A 13,510-nucleotide genomic window follows, 5' to 3' on the forward strand; every position below is an offset into this window, starting at 1 on the left:
ACTCCGATTTATTCTTCTGATGCATCGTTTATTCAGCAGCGCATCAGCCAGATTTGATGGTCTATGGACTAGGGTCTGGGTAAACTCGCTGGCATGAAAGACTACATTCAGTATTTGCAAGAGGTTTTGGGTCTGCAGAATGTGATGATCACACCTGGGGAAACCGGCGCTCAAAAAACCAGCTTCTTTTTGCCTGAGGGACCGTTTGCTCCTGCTGAAGTTCAGCACGCGGAATTGGTGTTTTTAAATATTCTGACACAATCCAAGGAAAGTCTTTTTCTTCCTGAAACAAAAGATCTGTTCGGCAAAATGAAGGCGGCGATGAAACTTAAGAACCTGCAGGTTCTTGAACTTGACTGCACAGTGGATAGCAGGGGCGAGCTGCCATCAGAGTTAGCTAAATTAATTCAAGCCCGTGTCGTGGTGGTCTTTAGTTCTTTTCCTAAAGACATTGGTGAACTGATTATCAAAGGCTCAGGTAAGTGGATTGAAACTTACAGTCCAGCTTACTTGCTTGAAGATCCTGGCGCGAAAAAAGTGGTCTGGAATGATTTGCAAAAAGTGATGAAGGAGCTGGGCTTATGAAGTTTTTGGCTTTTTTGATTTTCATTTTGTGTAACCTACAAATAGCTGCCCATGCAAAATGCACTGTGGCTGTGACGATCAATGAAGCCATCACGGCCTCTACCTCAGATTATCTAGAGCGCGCTGAAAAAAGAGCCAAAGAAAACAAGTGCGAAAGTATTTATGTGCGCATGAATACTCCAGGTGGAAGTTTGCAAAGCACGCGTTTGATCGTAGAAAAGATACTTGCTTCAGATTTGCCTTACGTGTGTTTGATCACGCCAAGTGGTGGCCACGCGGGCAGTGCGGGAGCGATTATTTTACAAGCTTGCCACGTCAATGGCGGGTTGCCAGCAACAAGTATCGGCGCAGCAACTCCAATTCTTGGAACGGGCGAAAAAATTCCTGATGATCTTCGTAAGAAAATCATCAACGACACCGTTAGCTGGCTTGAAGGCATCACCAAGCTTCGCGGCAGAAATTTAAAGTTCTCTAAAGAGATCGTGACAGAAGCGAAGTCCTTGGGGGTTGAAGATGCCCACGCAGAAAAGGCTTTGGATATTTTGGCAAAAAATGAAATTGATTTTTTAAACCAAGCGCAAGGACGCATGGTGACGTTTAAAGAAAATCAAAAGCAGGAAGTTAAAATTTCTGACCTTCAAGAGTTTGCGCCAGACACTCGCTATAAGGTTTTAAGCTTCGTTGCGGATCCTGAATTTGCTTATTTGCTTTTTATGGGAAGCTTGGCTTTGCTTTATGTCGAGCTTACTCATCCCGGGTTGATCGCGCCGGGCGTGATTGGCGGTATTGGTTTAGTGTTATCGATGGTCGCTTTTCACAAGTTAGAAGTGGCGTGGGGCGGGCTTGCGCTGATTCTTTTAGGGATCGCGTTTTTGATTCTTGAAATTTTCGTTCCAAGCTTTGGTGCTTTAGGTGTGGGTGGTCTGATTGCGGTCTTTATGGGAAGTTTGTTTTTGTTTGATATGGAAACCACGGGTTACAGCTTGCCCCTGCCATTGATTATTTCAGTCGTAGGTGTGTTGGCTGCGTTATTTTTAGGGATCGGATATCTGGCGGTTAGAACTATTCGCCTAAAAGCGCGCGACTGGGATGTGGACTTAGCCGAAGCAATGGGTGAAGTTGTGAGTGTTGAATCCAATGGCCACCGCGGCCAGATTATTATCATGGGCGAAACTTGGAAGTTTGTTTCAGAAGACTCTTTGCAGGTTGCAGACAGAGTCAACGTTACGGGCCGTCAAGGCCTTACTTTAAATGTTAAAAAAATTAAATAACCGACAAGAGGTGAATTATGGAATTTTTAATTGGTGTAGTAGTCATCGGCGGTATCATCCTAAGCTCGATGATCAAAATTTTAAATGACTGGGAACGAGGTGTTGTTCTGCGTTTAGGTAAAGCTGTAGGTGTGCGTGGCCCTGGTTTGATTTTACTAATCCCATTCATTGAACGCATGCTTAAAATCGACACTCGTACCGTCGCTATGGACGTGCAACCCCAAGACGTGATCACCAAAGACAACGTCAGTATGCAAGTCAACGCCGTTGTTTACTTCAAAGTGGTTTCGCCCTTAGAGGCTATCACAAAAATCGAAGACTATTACTTTGCAACAAGCCAACTAGCGCAAACGACTTTGCGTTCAGTTATGGGTCAATATCCATTGGATGATGTGTTAGAGCATCGTGATAAAATCAATGGAGCATTACAAGGTATCCTTGATAAGCACACAGAAGCTTGGGGTATCAAGGTGACGATGGTTGAAGTAAAACAAATCGATTTGCCAAAAGAAATGCAAAGAGCCATGGCCCGTGAAGCAGAGGCCGAGCGTGAGCGTCGCGCGAAAGTCATCAGTGCTGAAGGTGAAGTGCAACGAGCGCAGAAACTTCAAGAAGCCTCTAATACTCTTTCAGAATCTCCGTCAGCCTTGCAGTTGGCGTATTTGCAGACATTGACTGAAATCGCGGGTGATAAAACCAACACCGTGATTTTCCCAATGCCGCTGGATATCATTCGTCCGTTTTTTGAGATGAATAAGAAAAACTAGACTTACATCCTTCGCCGCATTTCGCTTTAATGGAAGAGCGTAAGTCTGCACGCGGACTTGCGCTCTCTAAGGATGGAGCGAAATTAGTGCGGTGGATGAGCGCGTTTTTCATTTTTGTTATCGCCTATGTGGTTTTCCTTTCTGAAGCCCACTCTACACCCGCAAGTAAGCCCCTGGTTCGCGTTCGCCTGTTAGAAGTTTCTAAAAGCTTAAAAATTTCCGGTTCCTCTTTAAAATTTCAAAACCTAGGTTCGCGGTATCAAACGGTAGCTATTCCGGCAGCTGCCAAAGCGGAAGTGCGTGTCCTAGAAAAAGATGGCAAACGTCTTTGGGCTTTAAGAGTGAACGATCAAGATCCTGAACAATTGTTTCACCAAAATTATTTGCTAGTTCAAGGTGAAAATCTGCGTTTGGGCGCAAAGCCCGTTCCTTCACAAGTTGTTTTAAATTTAAATGCCAACAAGAACGTGGATGTCATTGGCCTGGTTCCGCTTGAAGACTACGTTATTGGCGTGATCGCAAGTGAAATGCCATTGTCATGGCCGTTAGAAACTTTGAAAGCGCAAGCTGTGGCAGCAAGATCCTATGCCTTAGCTGTTATGAACGAACGCAAGGATAAGCCTTATCAGCTAGAAAGCACGGTTCTAGATCAGGTGTATCAACACGTTTTAACCCATAACGAAAACGACCCGTTGGTGAAAAAAGCGGTGCAAGCCGTTCGTTCAACCGAAGGTATCGAGCTATACACTGCTGATAACAAAATCTTAAAATCATTTTTCCACGCGGATTGCGGTGGCGAGACGACTTCGGCAAAAAATGTTTGGAACGCTGGCCCCTCTGCGGGAGTGGTCGTTGATAAATCGTGCCCCTTTAGCCCCAAGGCTCATTGGAAATTGGAAGTTTCAAAATTAGAGTTAGAAAAGAAATTGAATATCTCGGGTTTAAGTAAGTTGGAATTAATTCGTACTCCGGGTGAAAAGCGCATTAAGTCCGTCAAAGTCACTTTTGCTGATTCAAAAACAATACTGCTTAGTAGCAACGAGCTTCGTCAAAAGCTGGGATTTCAAGAGTTAAAGAGTTCTTTATTTGATTTAAAAACTGTGGGAAGTAACTACGTTTTTGAAGGTCGTGGATTTGGTCACGGTGTAGGAATGTGCCAGTGGGGCAGCAGGGCCTTAGGAAAAAATGGATTGAGCTTCAGACAGATCCTGAAACACTATTATCCGTTGGCGTTACTCAAGTAATTTATTTTAGAATCCCATAAAGACTCTGGCTGCAAACATAAATACTGCTCCCAGAATCAATGCATTCGTTGCTGAAATCGTCATGTCTATTTCCTCGATAAAAAAGCTCTTATTCCCATTTCGGTAAAGGTCGAGAAAACCTTGAGTTCCTTAGAAAATGTCGAACTTTTTACCGCACTCTTTTGAGACAGAGGTGCCCTTTTTGCGCACCTTCAGCAGACATTAGACGCAAATGCCCCTTTGTGTCAGCTTGAGAAAACCATGTTTTCTTAATACTAATCATAGGCTTAGGCCTGGTTTTCAACCTTGGCACAAGCATCGCAATAAGACCTAAGCAAGAGGATCAATAAATTAACGAACCTCTTAAAGGTAGGCTGATATGAAAGCAAATAACTCAAAACTGATTTTAGTAGCTGCGATCGCACTTCTTGGTGTTGGCTGCGCGAAAGAAGGTCAGACACCTGCATCGACAGTCTACCAAGAAGTTGTCCAAGGCGGCACTGGTACAATCCCAGTATCTCCAGATGGCGTATACACGAGCGATAACACGCAATACTCTTCTACTAATTCAGAGAAGACTGTGAATTTCACGCCGGTGTCTTTGAATGAAATGAACTCTTATGTTGGTTTACACCCACTGAACAATCCATCGAACTATAAGTTGACTGTGGATCTTTCAGCGGTTGAAAACGGTCGTTACAGCGGTACTGTGAAAATCAGCTACTTAGACCAAGGCCAACAATATACTGGTACTTTCTCGGCTGGTGCAGGAACAAATCCAGAGCACAAGTACTTGAAAGACAACAATATGCTAGAGTCTGAATTCAACAGATGGTTCATCATTGGTGGAAAATATTACTTCTCTGCTTTCTTCCAAGATAATTACGGTGCGATCGTTCTAGTGTTTGATAACTATGTAAACCAAGGGGATGCCCAAGGTGGTGGAGTTGTTTCTGGTCGCGTGTACTATAAAAACTTCGCGCAAAGTTACTACTACCAATCTACTTACAGAAACTGCTGGTACATCCGCTCTGGTCCATGGAACTGCCGCTCTGACGCTGTCATCAACAAAACCACTCCATACCCTGGATCTGGTGACGGTTACAGACTTCTTGGAACTTTCAGCGGTCTGAACAAAGCAGCGGCATTTAATCAGTAAGCCGCGGCCGCGGGCAGAGCCGCAGCGTTCTTACTCCGACGAAGTCGGAGTGTAGACCAGACGCGTAGGCTGGAGCAGTAACGGACTTTGAAGAGTTTAAAGACGAACTTAAAATTTAAAAAAGAAACTATTTATTAACTAGGAGAAAAACATGGAAAGACTTAACAAAGAAACTTTAAGTTTTCCAGCATGGAATATCACAAAAATTTTCGCAGCGCTGGGAATGGTATTAACTCTCGCAGCTTGTGGAAAAGACGGCGGTGGCGGAACTGTTGCAGTGGCACCAAATGGTCTCACAAACTGTTCTAACTGCAGCACGATTGTGACTCCGGTGACTCTTGCAACTTTTGAAAGTGCAAGCCCTAGTCGCAATGTGACTTTGAAATCAATGAACTTGATTGCTCAGTCGTCGAACATTCAAGCCAATGCTTCGGGCAATAACTATAACAATTATCAAGGGCCAGTGGCAGCACAAGGTTCGATGGTTGTCACAAGTGCTCAGTCTGACATCGATATGAATGGCGCGGCTTTATCAAGCTGTGTGTTGCAAGCAGGAACTTACATCGTTGAAACTAAGCAAGTGGGTCAATTGGGTCTTTACGGAACGAACTTAAGCATTCCATTATTGGTTGCAAGACAAGGTTCGCAAATCGTCGAGATGAAAATTGAAGCTCCAGGCAGTGAGGGAATGGGTTTATACCAATCAGGCACTCGAGTTTGGGCGAAAGTTTCTATTACTCGCATCAATAACATCACTTGCTCTTCGAACTTCTACGGATTGTTTGACTAATAAAAACGCCTCATCGAAAAACCCCCAAGGCTCCGAGACATCGGGGCCTTTTTTATTTCGGTGCCTTTGAATATGTCGTTTTGAATTAGTGACATAATAATTCTTGCTCTTGGGATGAAAGTCTGGGTCTAATAGAGATATGGAATTACCTCTTTGGATCGACTTCTTTGATGAGCTGCAAAATGTACGAGGACGTTCTCAGAATACAGTGATGGCTTATCGCCGTGATCTGGAACTTTATATTGAATACGGCAAAACCAGCAAAATGGTCAGCGGGTTTTACGAGTTTATGAAAAAGCATAAACTTTCAACCCGCTCTCAGGCCCGTGTGATTTCTTCTTTAAGAACTTACTTTAAATTCTGTGAAACTCGCGGAATGAAATGCCCTGAGCTGCGTGAGCTAAGACCACCAAAAGTGAAAGTGGGTCTGCCAAAAGTTTTGACTCCGCAAGAGTTTCATCAACTTTTTGAAGCAGCGGAAGTTCAAGATGCGCACAAGACGGCGCGCAACCAACTGACTCTTTTGTTCTTGTATGGGTTGGGTTGCCGCGTTTCTGAGTTGATTGCTTTAAATATTGTTGATTTTAATCAGACGGATCGTTGGATCAAGGTTTTGGGTAAAGGTAATAAGGAGCGTTTGGTTCCTTTGACTGAAAAGTTGGCTGAGAATCTGACGGCTTACTTGAAAGATCATCGCACCCATTTAATCAGAGAAAATTCGCCAGCGATTCTGATCAATGATCGTGGCCATCGCCCCTCGCGCGTGGATGTGTGGCGTTGGCTAGCTGCTTGGTCAGCGCGTGCGGGTTTTCCTGAACCGGTGAATCCTCACAGATTCCGTCATGGATGCGCGACGGCGTTGCTTGAAGGCGGCGCGGACTTGCGTTCGATTCAAATGCTTTTAGGGCACGCGAGCATTCAAACGACGCAAATATATACGAATGTTACCACCAATACGATGGCTCGGACTATTGAAGAACACCATCCATTGTCGGCAATGCCGGAAATGGAAAAATAGTTTTACCGTCTAAAACTTTTTGTCCGGTCTTCGTTGGGGCCTCTCGCTGAGAGGCCCTTTGTTTTTTCAGAATGCTTGGCGCTTTTTTGCTTGTGCCGGGTCTGCATGAAAATAAAATCTTTGATTCGTGAAAATGATCGGTTGGTTCCTGTCGATGTGGAAATTAGTTTTATTCCAGGTTTACCGCAGGTGCAATTCTTAGGGCTGCCGGATCAGGCTATTAAGGAAAGCATTCATCGAATTAAAAGTGCTTTGCGGGCGCAGGATTTTGATTTTCCGAAGGCGCAGCAGGTGCTAGTGAATCTTCGACCTGCTCATCTAAAGAAAAGTTCCCGGGGCTTGGAACTTGCGGTGGCGTTAGGAATTCTTTGGGAAAGTGAGCAGATTAGAAAACCAAAGCTCGACGAGGTGTTTGTTTATGGCGAGCTTTCCTTAAATGGTGAAGTGTTTGAACCTGATGATCTTTGTGAAGACTTTGAAGATGATCAGGTGACGGTGTGGACGGGGAGAGTGCGGGATACGACGGCTCCGTTTGATCGTGCGGCTTTGTCGGTGTTAAAGGATGTGCAAACGCCTTTGGTCGTTGCTAAGCAGCCCCGTCAGTTTCCATTGGTGCGGCCTCAGTTCGGCTTGGATTTGAATTTTCCTGAACGCCAGGCAGAGATGTTAAAGCTTGTTGCTTTAGGGGAGCATAGCCTTTTATTGGCAGGACCCGCGGGTTCTGGGAAAAGTACTTTTGCTAAGACTTTGCAGAGTTTGCTGGCGGCACCTTCCCAAGACGATATTCAAGAAATCATTCGTAATAATAAAACAAAAAAAGATGAAGTAATTAATTGGCGTCCGCTTATTCAGCCCCATCATTCAACTTCTCCGTTAGGTTTGATTGGTGGGGGTATTCCTCCGTTTAAGGGTGAAATTTCTAGGGCACACAAGGGGATTTTGGTTTTAGATGAGCTTTTGGAATTTCATCCGCGGGCGCAAGAGGCCTTGCGGGAACCCATGGAGGAGTCACGGATTCGCATTCGGCGCGGGCGTTATTATGAAGATCATCCGGCGGAAAATCTGGTGATCGCAACGACAAATCTTTGCCCTTGTGGTGATTGGACTCCGCAAGCGAAAGTCGTTTGTGGACGGTCCTTAAAGAAATGCCAGTCCTACATGGAAAGATTGTCGGGGCCGTTGGTGGATCGCTTTCAGGTGATCTTTTTTACTAAGAAGCGCGAGGACGGCCAGGCCCAGTCTGGGATGGATATTCTGGCAGCCATTGAAACCGCACGAAACTTCCGTAAAGGCCTCGCAGGCAAAGATCCGAGGTTTGTTAAGCCTTCAGGTCGGTGGACCTGGGATGAGCTTATTCGTGACCTTCCAAGCTTTTACCTGCAGGAGCTGTTTCCTAAGGAGCTGGCATCCCGCCGTAGGGATCTTGCAACGCTGCGAGTCGCTAGAACTTTTGCGGACCTCGAAGCTTGTGAAAAGATGCTGCCAGCCCACGTAGAGAAAGCTTTGAAGATCACTTTTCTGCCGTTTGAATCGCTAAAGAGGCTGGGGTGTTAGGGGAAGACCTTGTTAAAAGTTGACTTAAAGGGTGTTTTTCACTAGATTGACGTTTCCTTTAGGGGTGATGTGGCCGAGGGGTTAGGCTCAGCTCTGCAAAAGCTGCTACAGCGGTTCAAATCCGCTCGTCACCTCCAAATTCTTTTCTTTTTTAATCGCAAATTTTAAATTTTAAATTTTAAATTTTAAATCTTAAATCTTAAATCTTAAATCTTAAATCTTAAATCTTAAATCTTAAATCTTAAATCTTAAATTTGAATTTTGGCTCGGGAATTTTGGTCTTGGAATTTCTGTGGTTACTTATGAATTTGTTTTTTTTTGAAAACAAAACCCTGATTATACTTAATTCATGAAGATAATAGAATCGCCAGATAAAATCGAAGTTATCGGAATTCACAATGGCACGAAGGTTATTTACCTTATTTTTTGTCTGATGTTCGCGATAGCTCCAGTCTCATTTGCGCTCAACAACAGATGGGACGATGTCTCTTTGTCGGACGTAGTATTGTATAATGTTATGTTTTTCGCGGGCGCTGCGTGGATTTTTATTTTGTGGGAACAATCTAAAAGCAAAATGACCATCTCGGAAGGCTCTATTCGCATTACGGCTCTGGTTTCCAGAAAAAACATGTTTATACAAAATGAAAAAATCAGGCTTTCTTATAGCTCAGGAAGATTTCCAGGTTGTGGTTTTACAATTCACGTTGGTGATAAATATTTCTATTATCATTTTCCAACCAAAAGAAGTGCGGCAAACTTTGCGAAGTTAATTCAAAGTAAATATCGCGGGGAAATTTTGGTTAATCCGAAGTTGTGAATTTCGCGGTATTTTGGCACATCACGAGCGACTCATTTTCTGTAAATTAAAATGCTACATAGTTTGTTTAACGGCTGACTTACCACCGCTCCGGTGGCTTGAGATGTCATATCAAAAATGTCATGCTGATTTTGTTGACGGGTTTTTGGTGTTCTTAAAATCCTCGCTGCTTGAAAAAACTTGGACGAAAATTTTAAAGTGGCTTTGATGAGAAGATCTCTTTTTATAAGCTAAATGCGACTGTTTAAAGAGTGATAAAAAGAGGTTTTCCATTGCCGAGAAATTTAACTCTTAAAAAGCCGTGTTATACACTTTCCCATCGCTGGGAGATTTTTATGAATTCACTTTCGCAGCTTTCAAATAATGAACTTGAGTCACGGCTAAAGTACTTAGTGCAAAAAGAGCGCAGACTCTTGCATCTTATCTTAGAACATATCCGCGAGGTCGATTCTCGGAAGCTCTATTTAGAAAAAGCTTATTCTTCCATTTATGATTATCTCATCAAAGAGCTTGGATATTCCGGATCGGCAGCCATGCGCCGACTTGAAGCGGCTCGATTGCTTCGTGATATTCCAGAAGTGGCCGAAAGAATTCAAGATGGTTCATTGAATTTAACCCAAGTGGGTGAAATTTCCCGAGCGATCAAAGAAAAAGAAAAAGTTAGCGGAGAGAAAATTTCAAATTTGCAAAAGCAAGCTTTGATCGAAATAGTTTTGGGCAAAACGACACAAGAAACTCAGCAGGAACTGGCGCAGGCTTTAGATTTACCCTTAAAAGAATATGACACTCAAAGAGTTCAAAAAGATGAGTCTGTACGGTTAGAACTTACACTGACTAAAGAACAACACGAAAAACTTTTGCGCTGCAAAGACTTGGCAGCTCATATCCTTCTGCAAGAACATGGGTCCATTGCACTTGCAGACGTGATTGAATTTTTAGCGAATCAGTATTTGGATGAAAAGTTTAAACGCAAAAAAGCTTCAAGTTCGGCAACGGTTGAGGATGAAGCGATGACGAATTTGGAAATTAATTTCCCGGAAGCAATAGTCACCACCGGAGCGGTGGTGAAAAATGTGGAAATCGGGGAAAGCTCAAAGGAAACAAAATCCGTCACTCCAAAAATGCGGCGCATGGTTTTTAAGAGGGATAAATGCTGCCAATACGTAGATCGGACAACGGGGAAAGTGTGTGGAAGTACCTTTGCTTTGCAAGTGGATCATAAGGTTTCAAAGTGGGCTGGTGGTGTGAATTCACTAATGAATTTGCAACTTCTGTGTGGAATGCATAATCGCGCGAAATATTATAACGAAAAAGGCTTGAAAATACGGAGCTAGTGAAGAAAGAAAAAGAAAAAAGACCTGAAACAGGTCCTGTTTTGACTGCGAACGTGACAAAATTTTCGTCTGCTTTTAGCCTTTTTGAAGGAGGCAACCGCATGTCAAAAGCAGGCGCAACTTCAAAAGCTTCAAAGAAGAATCAAACTACGATCCCAGCGCGCGTTCGTAAATCCTTGCAGATCGCTAAAGGCGATACGCTTTTATGGACCGTGAACGGAGATGAAGTTTCAATTAAGGTCATGAAAAAAGTGAAAGTAGATTGGAATAGAAATTCTGATCTTTCTCTTTTGGATTGGACCCCAGAAACAGATAAAGAGATGGATTTATAAAAAAAAAGGCGCTGATAAAATCAACGCCTTTGGTTTGAAATGCTTTACCTACGCGCTCAGCACGGAGCGCGCACAGCTCTGTCCAGCCTAAGCCAAATTATTTGCAAGTCTCGATTTCTTTGTTTTTAGAAGAAATTGGACGTTCTCTTCTGTAGTCAGCCAGTTCATATTTGTACTGAGTGTAAGAAGTGGAGTACATCGCGTCTTTCAACACAGACTTCATGCAACGTGGGTATGCAGAATCGTTATTGTTCCATTTCAAGCAAACTTGTTTTTTTGTGAATGCAGAAACAGTCGTCGTAGTTGCAGGTACAGTGACCATCTTGCGACCCACGCAAATCTTTTTAGGTCTTGTAGAATCAGAGTGATCAGTTTTTACAGAATCACAAGTTTCAACAACGTGTTGAGCAACGTAAACTTTGAAAGCATCTTTATTGCTGTTTAAGCAGATTTGATTAGCAGTCACTACACCACGAGCAGGGATGTATGGGTTAGAAGAAGTGTTGTACACGATTTCAGTAGCAGCAGTAGCAAAAGCAGGAACCATCATAAGAATAGCGATCATAAGTTTCATAAAGTCTCCTTTAAGTTTTCTTGTTTTCAGATGTCGAAGCTTTTGACATGGATAATTTTCCCAGACAAGGGGTGCTCCATGAAAACCTTTCACCGGTTTTGTGAATGTTCACTAATCTTGTGTAAGCCCAGAGAGCCCTTAGGGTATAAGGGTCCCACGATGAACAAGTCTGATATTCTGAATTACAAAGACTATCGCGCTTTCCTAGCTGACTATAATAGCTGGCGCAATGAGACCCGCACAGGCTGGAGTCTTTCGACGTGGACTCGTCATTTGGGTCTTGCGTATCCTTCAGCATTATCGATGATCTTGAATAAAAAGCGCCACGTTGGAGATAAACTGCTTCAGACGTTCTGTGAGTATTTCGAATTTAATGAAAATGAAAAAGCGCATTTCACAAACCTGGTGAAATACGAAAAGTCCATCGAAAGCACCACCCTTAGAGTTATGGTGCTGAACTACCTTGATGGGGAAAAGAAAAACTCCCTAGCCCGCTATATCGTGCGTGAAGGCCTACGTATGCCCCGTTTTGAGGATACCGAGAGCCTAGCTGAGGTTTTAGCTCCGATCCTAGGAATCAAGCCCCAGGAGATTTTAAACCTAGAACCCGGGGTTCCTGAAAAGCCAGATCCAAAATCCATGCACCAAGAAGTTCTCGGGCTTTTAGATCGTTCCTTTGACCTTGTTCCTAAAGAGTCCCGCCAGTATTCAACAAACTTTATCCGCATGAAGCCAGAGCGACTGCAAGAGGCTATTACAAAGCTTAGAGCTTTCCAGCGTGAGTTCATCACGGAATTTGACGCTGAAGACGGTGAGTCCCTAGTGTGCTTCCAGAACGCGGTCTTTACGATGTTAAAGGAAGAATCAAAGCCAGAGCTTCCTTCGACTAAGTTAAATTAAAAAGTCTGTTTTATTGATCTGTCCATTTTATGGGGTCCAGATCCTGTCAGCAGGCTTTTTTATTGTCCTTTAAAGGATTCGCGGATTTTTTCTAATAACAATCCTAGTTTGTTTTTTCCGGTGCGATCCCCGCAGTCACCCCAGTAACAATCGTTGGTGGTGTGCTCATAGATTCTAGCGTTGCCGGTTGAAAGCAATAAAATCTTCAACTCTGGGTAGCGTGAGAATTTATCCCATACTGCCTTTTCCATGAATTCATCTTTTCGTTGATCCCAGTCGGCGCGCTTCGGAATGTTTTTATCGCGACCCCGTTGCGCGGCTTCATAAGGGGTTGGCGCTGACTTCACCCATTCAATAAGCTCAATAGTGTCGTATTTGTGGGCTTGATAGTAATGTTCGCTGGTTGACCACCATTGGTTATCAACAAACACAGGAAAAAGAGCAAAGTTAGAAAATTCCCCGTAAGCATCCTTGGTAGAATAAAAATCTAAAATATCACCTTGATAGGGAACCGCGGGAGTTTCAGGAAAGCGATCATAGTGAGGCGCCTTAGAGTGAGCACATGAAACAGAAAGCACAATGACAGCGATCAAGAGGAAATAACTTTTTAGAATTTTCATGGGAAAAGTTATTTCAAAGTCCGAAAAGAATCTCAAAGAAAATCCCCGATCCTGACGCAAAGGGTTTTAACTCAAAGCCTGTTTTGCCACTCGTGACATGTTTGAATATAATTTGCTGGAACACTCCTTACGAAAGATGGTTTATGCGCATTAGACAAGTCGGCTTTTCCCAACGTCTTAAAGCCCATCGCAAGCTTCTTACCTTAGAAACCTTAAAATTTATTTCTGAGTATCGTAAAGACGGGGACGCAAGAATGGCGGCTCTGCGTTCTGGAGTTCCTGAAAATTATGCGTCTAAACAGGGTGCATGGCTAAAAAAGCATCCCATCGTTTTAGCCTCCATGGAAGCTGAACTTGATGACCGTGAGCTTTTGAAATTACAAAAGCACTTAAACGAAATCGAAAAACACATGGAAGCCTGTAAAGAAATGCTGGGCCTTCAGGACTACTAGACTGCGCTAGCGCATAGATAGCCTTTTTTTGTGTTACAAGGCCTTTTGACCAAGCTTTGATATCGTTTTTAAAATCAATTCTCTATTTAGATC

General features: G+C 43.4%; 15 protein-coding genes and 1 tRNA gene. 14 read left to right on the top strand and 2 right to left on the bottom strand.

Annotated features, from left to right (window positions below; translation table 11 throughout):
- The first annotated feature begins 93 nt into the window (after positions 1-93).
- The 12 genes from MNR06_RS02150 (at position 94) to MNR06_RS02205 (ending at position 10,871) form a co-directional block, all read left to right on the top strand.
- Positions 94-585, top strand: a complete 492-nt coding sequence (locus MNR06_RS02150) for a uracil-DNA glycosylase family protein (protein ID WP_243538359.1) — start codon at positions 94-96, stop codon at positions 583-585.
- Positions 582-1,856, top strand: coding sequence for an NfeD family protein (locus tag MNR06_RS02155; protein WP_243538360.1), 1,275 nt, complete (start codon positions 582-584; stop codon positions 1,854-1,856). Before MNR06_RS02150 ends, MNR06_RS02155 begins: the two co-directional genes overlap by 4 nt.
- Before the next feature lie 17 nt (positions 1,857-1,873).
- A complete protein-coding gene (locus MNR06_RS02160; protein ID WP_243538361.1) occupies positions 1,874-2,623 on the top strand; it encodes a slipin family protein in 750 nt (249 codons plus the stop codon).
- 95 nt (positions 2,624-2,718) lie between these two features.
- On the top strand, positions 2,719-3,867 hold the full coding sequence (locus tag MNR06_RS02165) for a SpoIID/LytB domain-containing protein (protein WP_243538362.1): 1,149 nt from the start codon (positions 2,719-2,721) through the stop codon (positions 3,865-3,867).
- A gap of 379 nt (positions 3,868-4,246) precedes the next feature.
- Positions 4,247-5,026 carry a hypothetical protein gene (locus tag MNR06_RS02170; protein ID WP_243538363.1) on the top strand — a complete coding sequence of 260 codons (780 nt, stop codon included), beginning with the start codon at positions 4,247-4,249 and terminating at the stop codon, positions 5,024-5,026.
- 151 nt (positions 5,027-5,177) lie between these two features.
- A complete protein-coding gene (locus MNR06_RS02175; RefSeq protein ID WP_243538364.1) occupies positions 5,178-5,816 on the top strand; it encodes a hypothetical protein in 639 nt (212 codons plus the stop codon).
- A gap of 139 nt (positions 5,817-5,955) precedes the next feature.
- Positions 5,956-6,834, top strand: a complete 879-nt coding sequence (locus MNR06_RS02180; RefSeq protein WP_243538365.1) for a site-specific tyrosine recombinase — start codon at positions 5,956-5,958, stop codon at positions 6,832-6,834.
- A 105-nt stretch (positions 6,835-6,939) separates the two neighbouring features.
- Positions 6,940-8,388 (top strand): ATP-binding protein, encoded by a 1,449-nt coding sequence (locus MNR06_RS02185; protein ID WP_243538366.1) that lies wholly within the window; start codon positions 6,940-6,942, stop codon positions 8,386-8,388.
- 63 nt (positions 8,389-8,451) lie between these two features.
- Positions 8,452-8,525 (top strand) — tRNA-Cys (locus MNR06_RS02190).
- A gap of 212 nt (positions 8,526-8,737) precedes the next feature.
- On the top strand, positions 8,738-9,205 hold the full coding sequence (locus MNR06_RS02195) for a hypothetical protein (RefSeq protein ID WP_243538367.1): 468 nt from the start codon (positions 8,738-8,740) through the stop codon (positions 9,203-9,205).
- A gap of 335 nt (positions 9,206-9,540) precedes the next feature.
- Positions 9,541-10,539: an HNH endonuclease gene (locus MNR06_RS02200; protein ID WP_243538368.1), complete on the top strand. Its 999-nt coding sequence runs from the start codon at positions 9,541-9,543 to the stop codon at positions 10,537-10,539.
- Positions 10,540-10,640: 101 nt separating this feature from the next.
- A complete protein-coding gene (locus tag MNR06_RS02205) occupies positions 10,641-10,871 on the top strand; it encodes an AbrB/MazE/SpoVT family DNA-binding domain-containing protein (RefSeq protein WP_243538369.1) in 231 nt (76 codons plus the stop codon).
- Positions 10,872-10,968: 97 nt separating this feature from the next.
- Here MNR06_RS02205 and MNR06_RS02210 read toward each other — a convergent pair whose 3' ends face one another.
- Positions 10,969-11,445, bottom strand: a complete 477-nt coding sequence (locus tag MNR06_RS02210) for a hypothetical protein (protein ID WP_243538370.1) — start codon at positions 11,443-11,445, stop codon at positions 10,969-10,971.
- Positions 11,446-11,604: 159 nt separating this feature from the next.
- Here MNR06_RS02210 and MNR06_RS02215 point away from each other — a divergent pair, with 159 nt between their 5' ends.
- Positions 11,605-12,345, top strand: a complete 741-nt coding sequence (locus MNR06_RS02215; RefSeq protein WP_243538371.1) for a TIGR02147 family protein — start codon at positions 11,605-11,607, stop codon at positions 12,343-12,345.
- A gap of 59 nt (positions 12,346-12,404) precedes the next feature.
- On the opposite strand, the gene MNR06_RS02220 is transcribed toward MNR06_RS02215, so the two are convergent.
- On the bottom strand, positions 12,405-12,965 hold the full coding sequence (locus MNR06_RS02220; protein WP_243538372.1) for an NADAR family protein: 561 nt from the start codon (positions 12,963-12,965) through the stop codon (positions 12,405-12,407).
- A 143-nt stretch (positions 12,966-13,108) separates the two neighbouring features.
- On the opposite strand from MNR06_RS02220, the gene MNR06_RS02225 reads away from it, so the two are divergent.
- Positions 13,109-13,417 carry a hypothetical protein gene (locus MNR06_RS02225; protein ID WP_243538373.1) on the top strand — a complete coding sequence of 103 codons (309 nt, stop codon included), beginning with the start codon at positions 13,109-13,111 and terminating at the stop codon, positions 13,415-13,417.
- Positions 13,418-13,510: the final 93 nt, after the last annotated feature.

The sequence above is a fragment of the Bdellovibrio reynosensis genome, from assembly GCF_022814725.1.
GTDB lineage: Bacteria > Bdellovibrionota > Bdellovibrionia > Bdellovibrionales > Bdellovibrionaceae > Bdellovibrio > Bdellovibrio reynosensis.

Excerpts from the sequence above, each read along its gene's own strand:
- MNR06_RS02225 (WP_243538373.1), top strand. The coding sequence starts at position 13,109 with ATGCGCATTAGACAAGTCGGCTTTTCCCAACGTCTTAAAGCCCATCGC.
- MNR06_RS02205 (WP_243538369.1), top strand. The coding sequence starts at position 10,641 with ATGTCAAAAGCAGGCGCAACTTCAAAAGCTTCAAAGAAGAATCAAACT.
- MNR06_RS02200 (WP_243538368.1), top strand. The coding sequence starts at position 9,541 with ATGAATTCACTTTCGCAGCTTTCAAATAATGAACTTGAGTCACGGCTA.
- MNR06_RS02195 (WP_243538367.1), top strand. The coding sequence starts at position 8,738 with ATGAAGATAATAGAATCGCCAGATAAAATCGAAGTTATCGGAATTCAC.
- MNR06_RS02215 (WP_243538371.1), top strand. The coding sequence starts at position 11,605 with ATGAACAAGTCTGATATTCTGAATTACAAAGACTATCGCGCTTTCCTA.
- MNR06_RS02175 (WP_243538364.1), top strand. The coding sequence starts at position 5,178 with ATGGAAAGACTTAACAAAGAAACTTTAAGTTTTCCAGCATGGAATATC.
- MNR06_RS02165 (WP_243538362.1), top strand. The coding sequence starts at position 2,719 with ATGAGCGCGTTTTTCATTTTTGTTATCGCCTATGTGGTTTTCCTTTCT.
- MNR06_RS02185 (WP_243538366.1), top strand. The coding sequence starts at position 6,940 with ATGAAAATAAAATCTTTGATTCGTGAAAATGATCGGTTGGTTCCTGTC.
- MNR06_RS02170 (WP_243538363.1), top strand. The coding sequence starts at position 4,247 with ATGAAAGCAAATAACTCAAAACTGATTTTAGTAGCTGCGATCGCACTT.
- MNR06_RS02160 (WP_243538361.1), top strand. The coding sequence starts at position 1,874 with ATGGAATTTTTAATTGGTGTAGTAGTCATCGGCGGTATCATCCTAAGC.
- MNR06_RS02155 (WP_243538360.1), top strand. The coding sequence starts at position 582 with ATGAAGTTTTTGGCTTTTTTGATTTTCATTTTGTGTAACCTACAAATA.
- MNR06_RS02210 (WP_243538370.1), bottom strand. The coding sequence starts at position 11,445 with ATGAAACTTATGATCGCTATTCTTATGATGGTTCCTGCTTTTGCTACT.
- MNR06_RS02180 (WP_243538365.1), top strand. The coding sequence starts at position 5,956 with ATGGAATTACCTCTTTGGATCGACTTCTTTGATGAGCTGCAAAATGTA.
- MNR06_RS02150 (WP_243538359.1), top strand. The coding sequence starts at position 94 with ATGAAAGACTACATTCAGTATTTGCAAGAGGTTTTGGGTCTGCAGAAT.
- MNR06_RS02220 (WP_243538372.1), bottom strand. The coding sequence starts at position 12,965 with ATGAAAATTCTAAAAAGTTATTTCCTCTTGATCGCTGTCATTGTGCTT.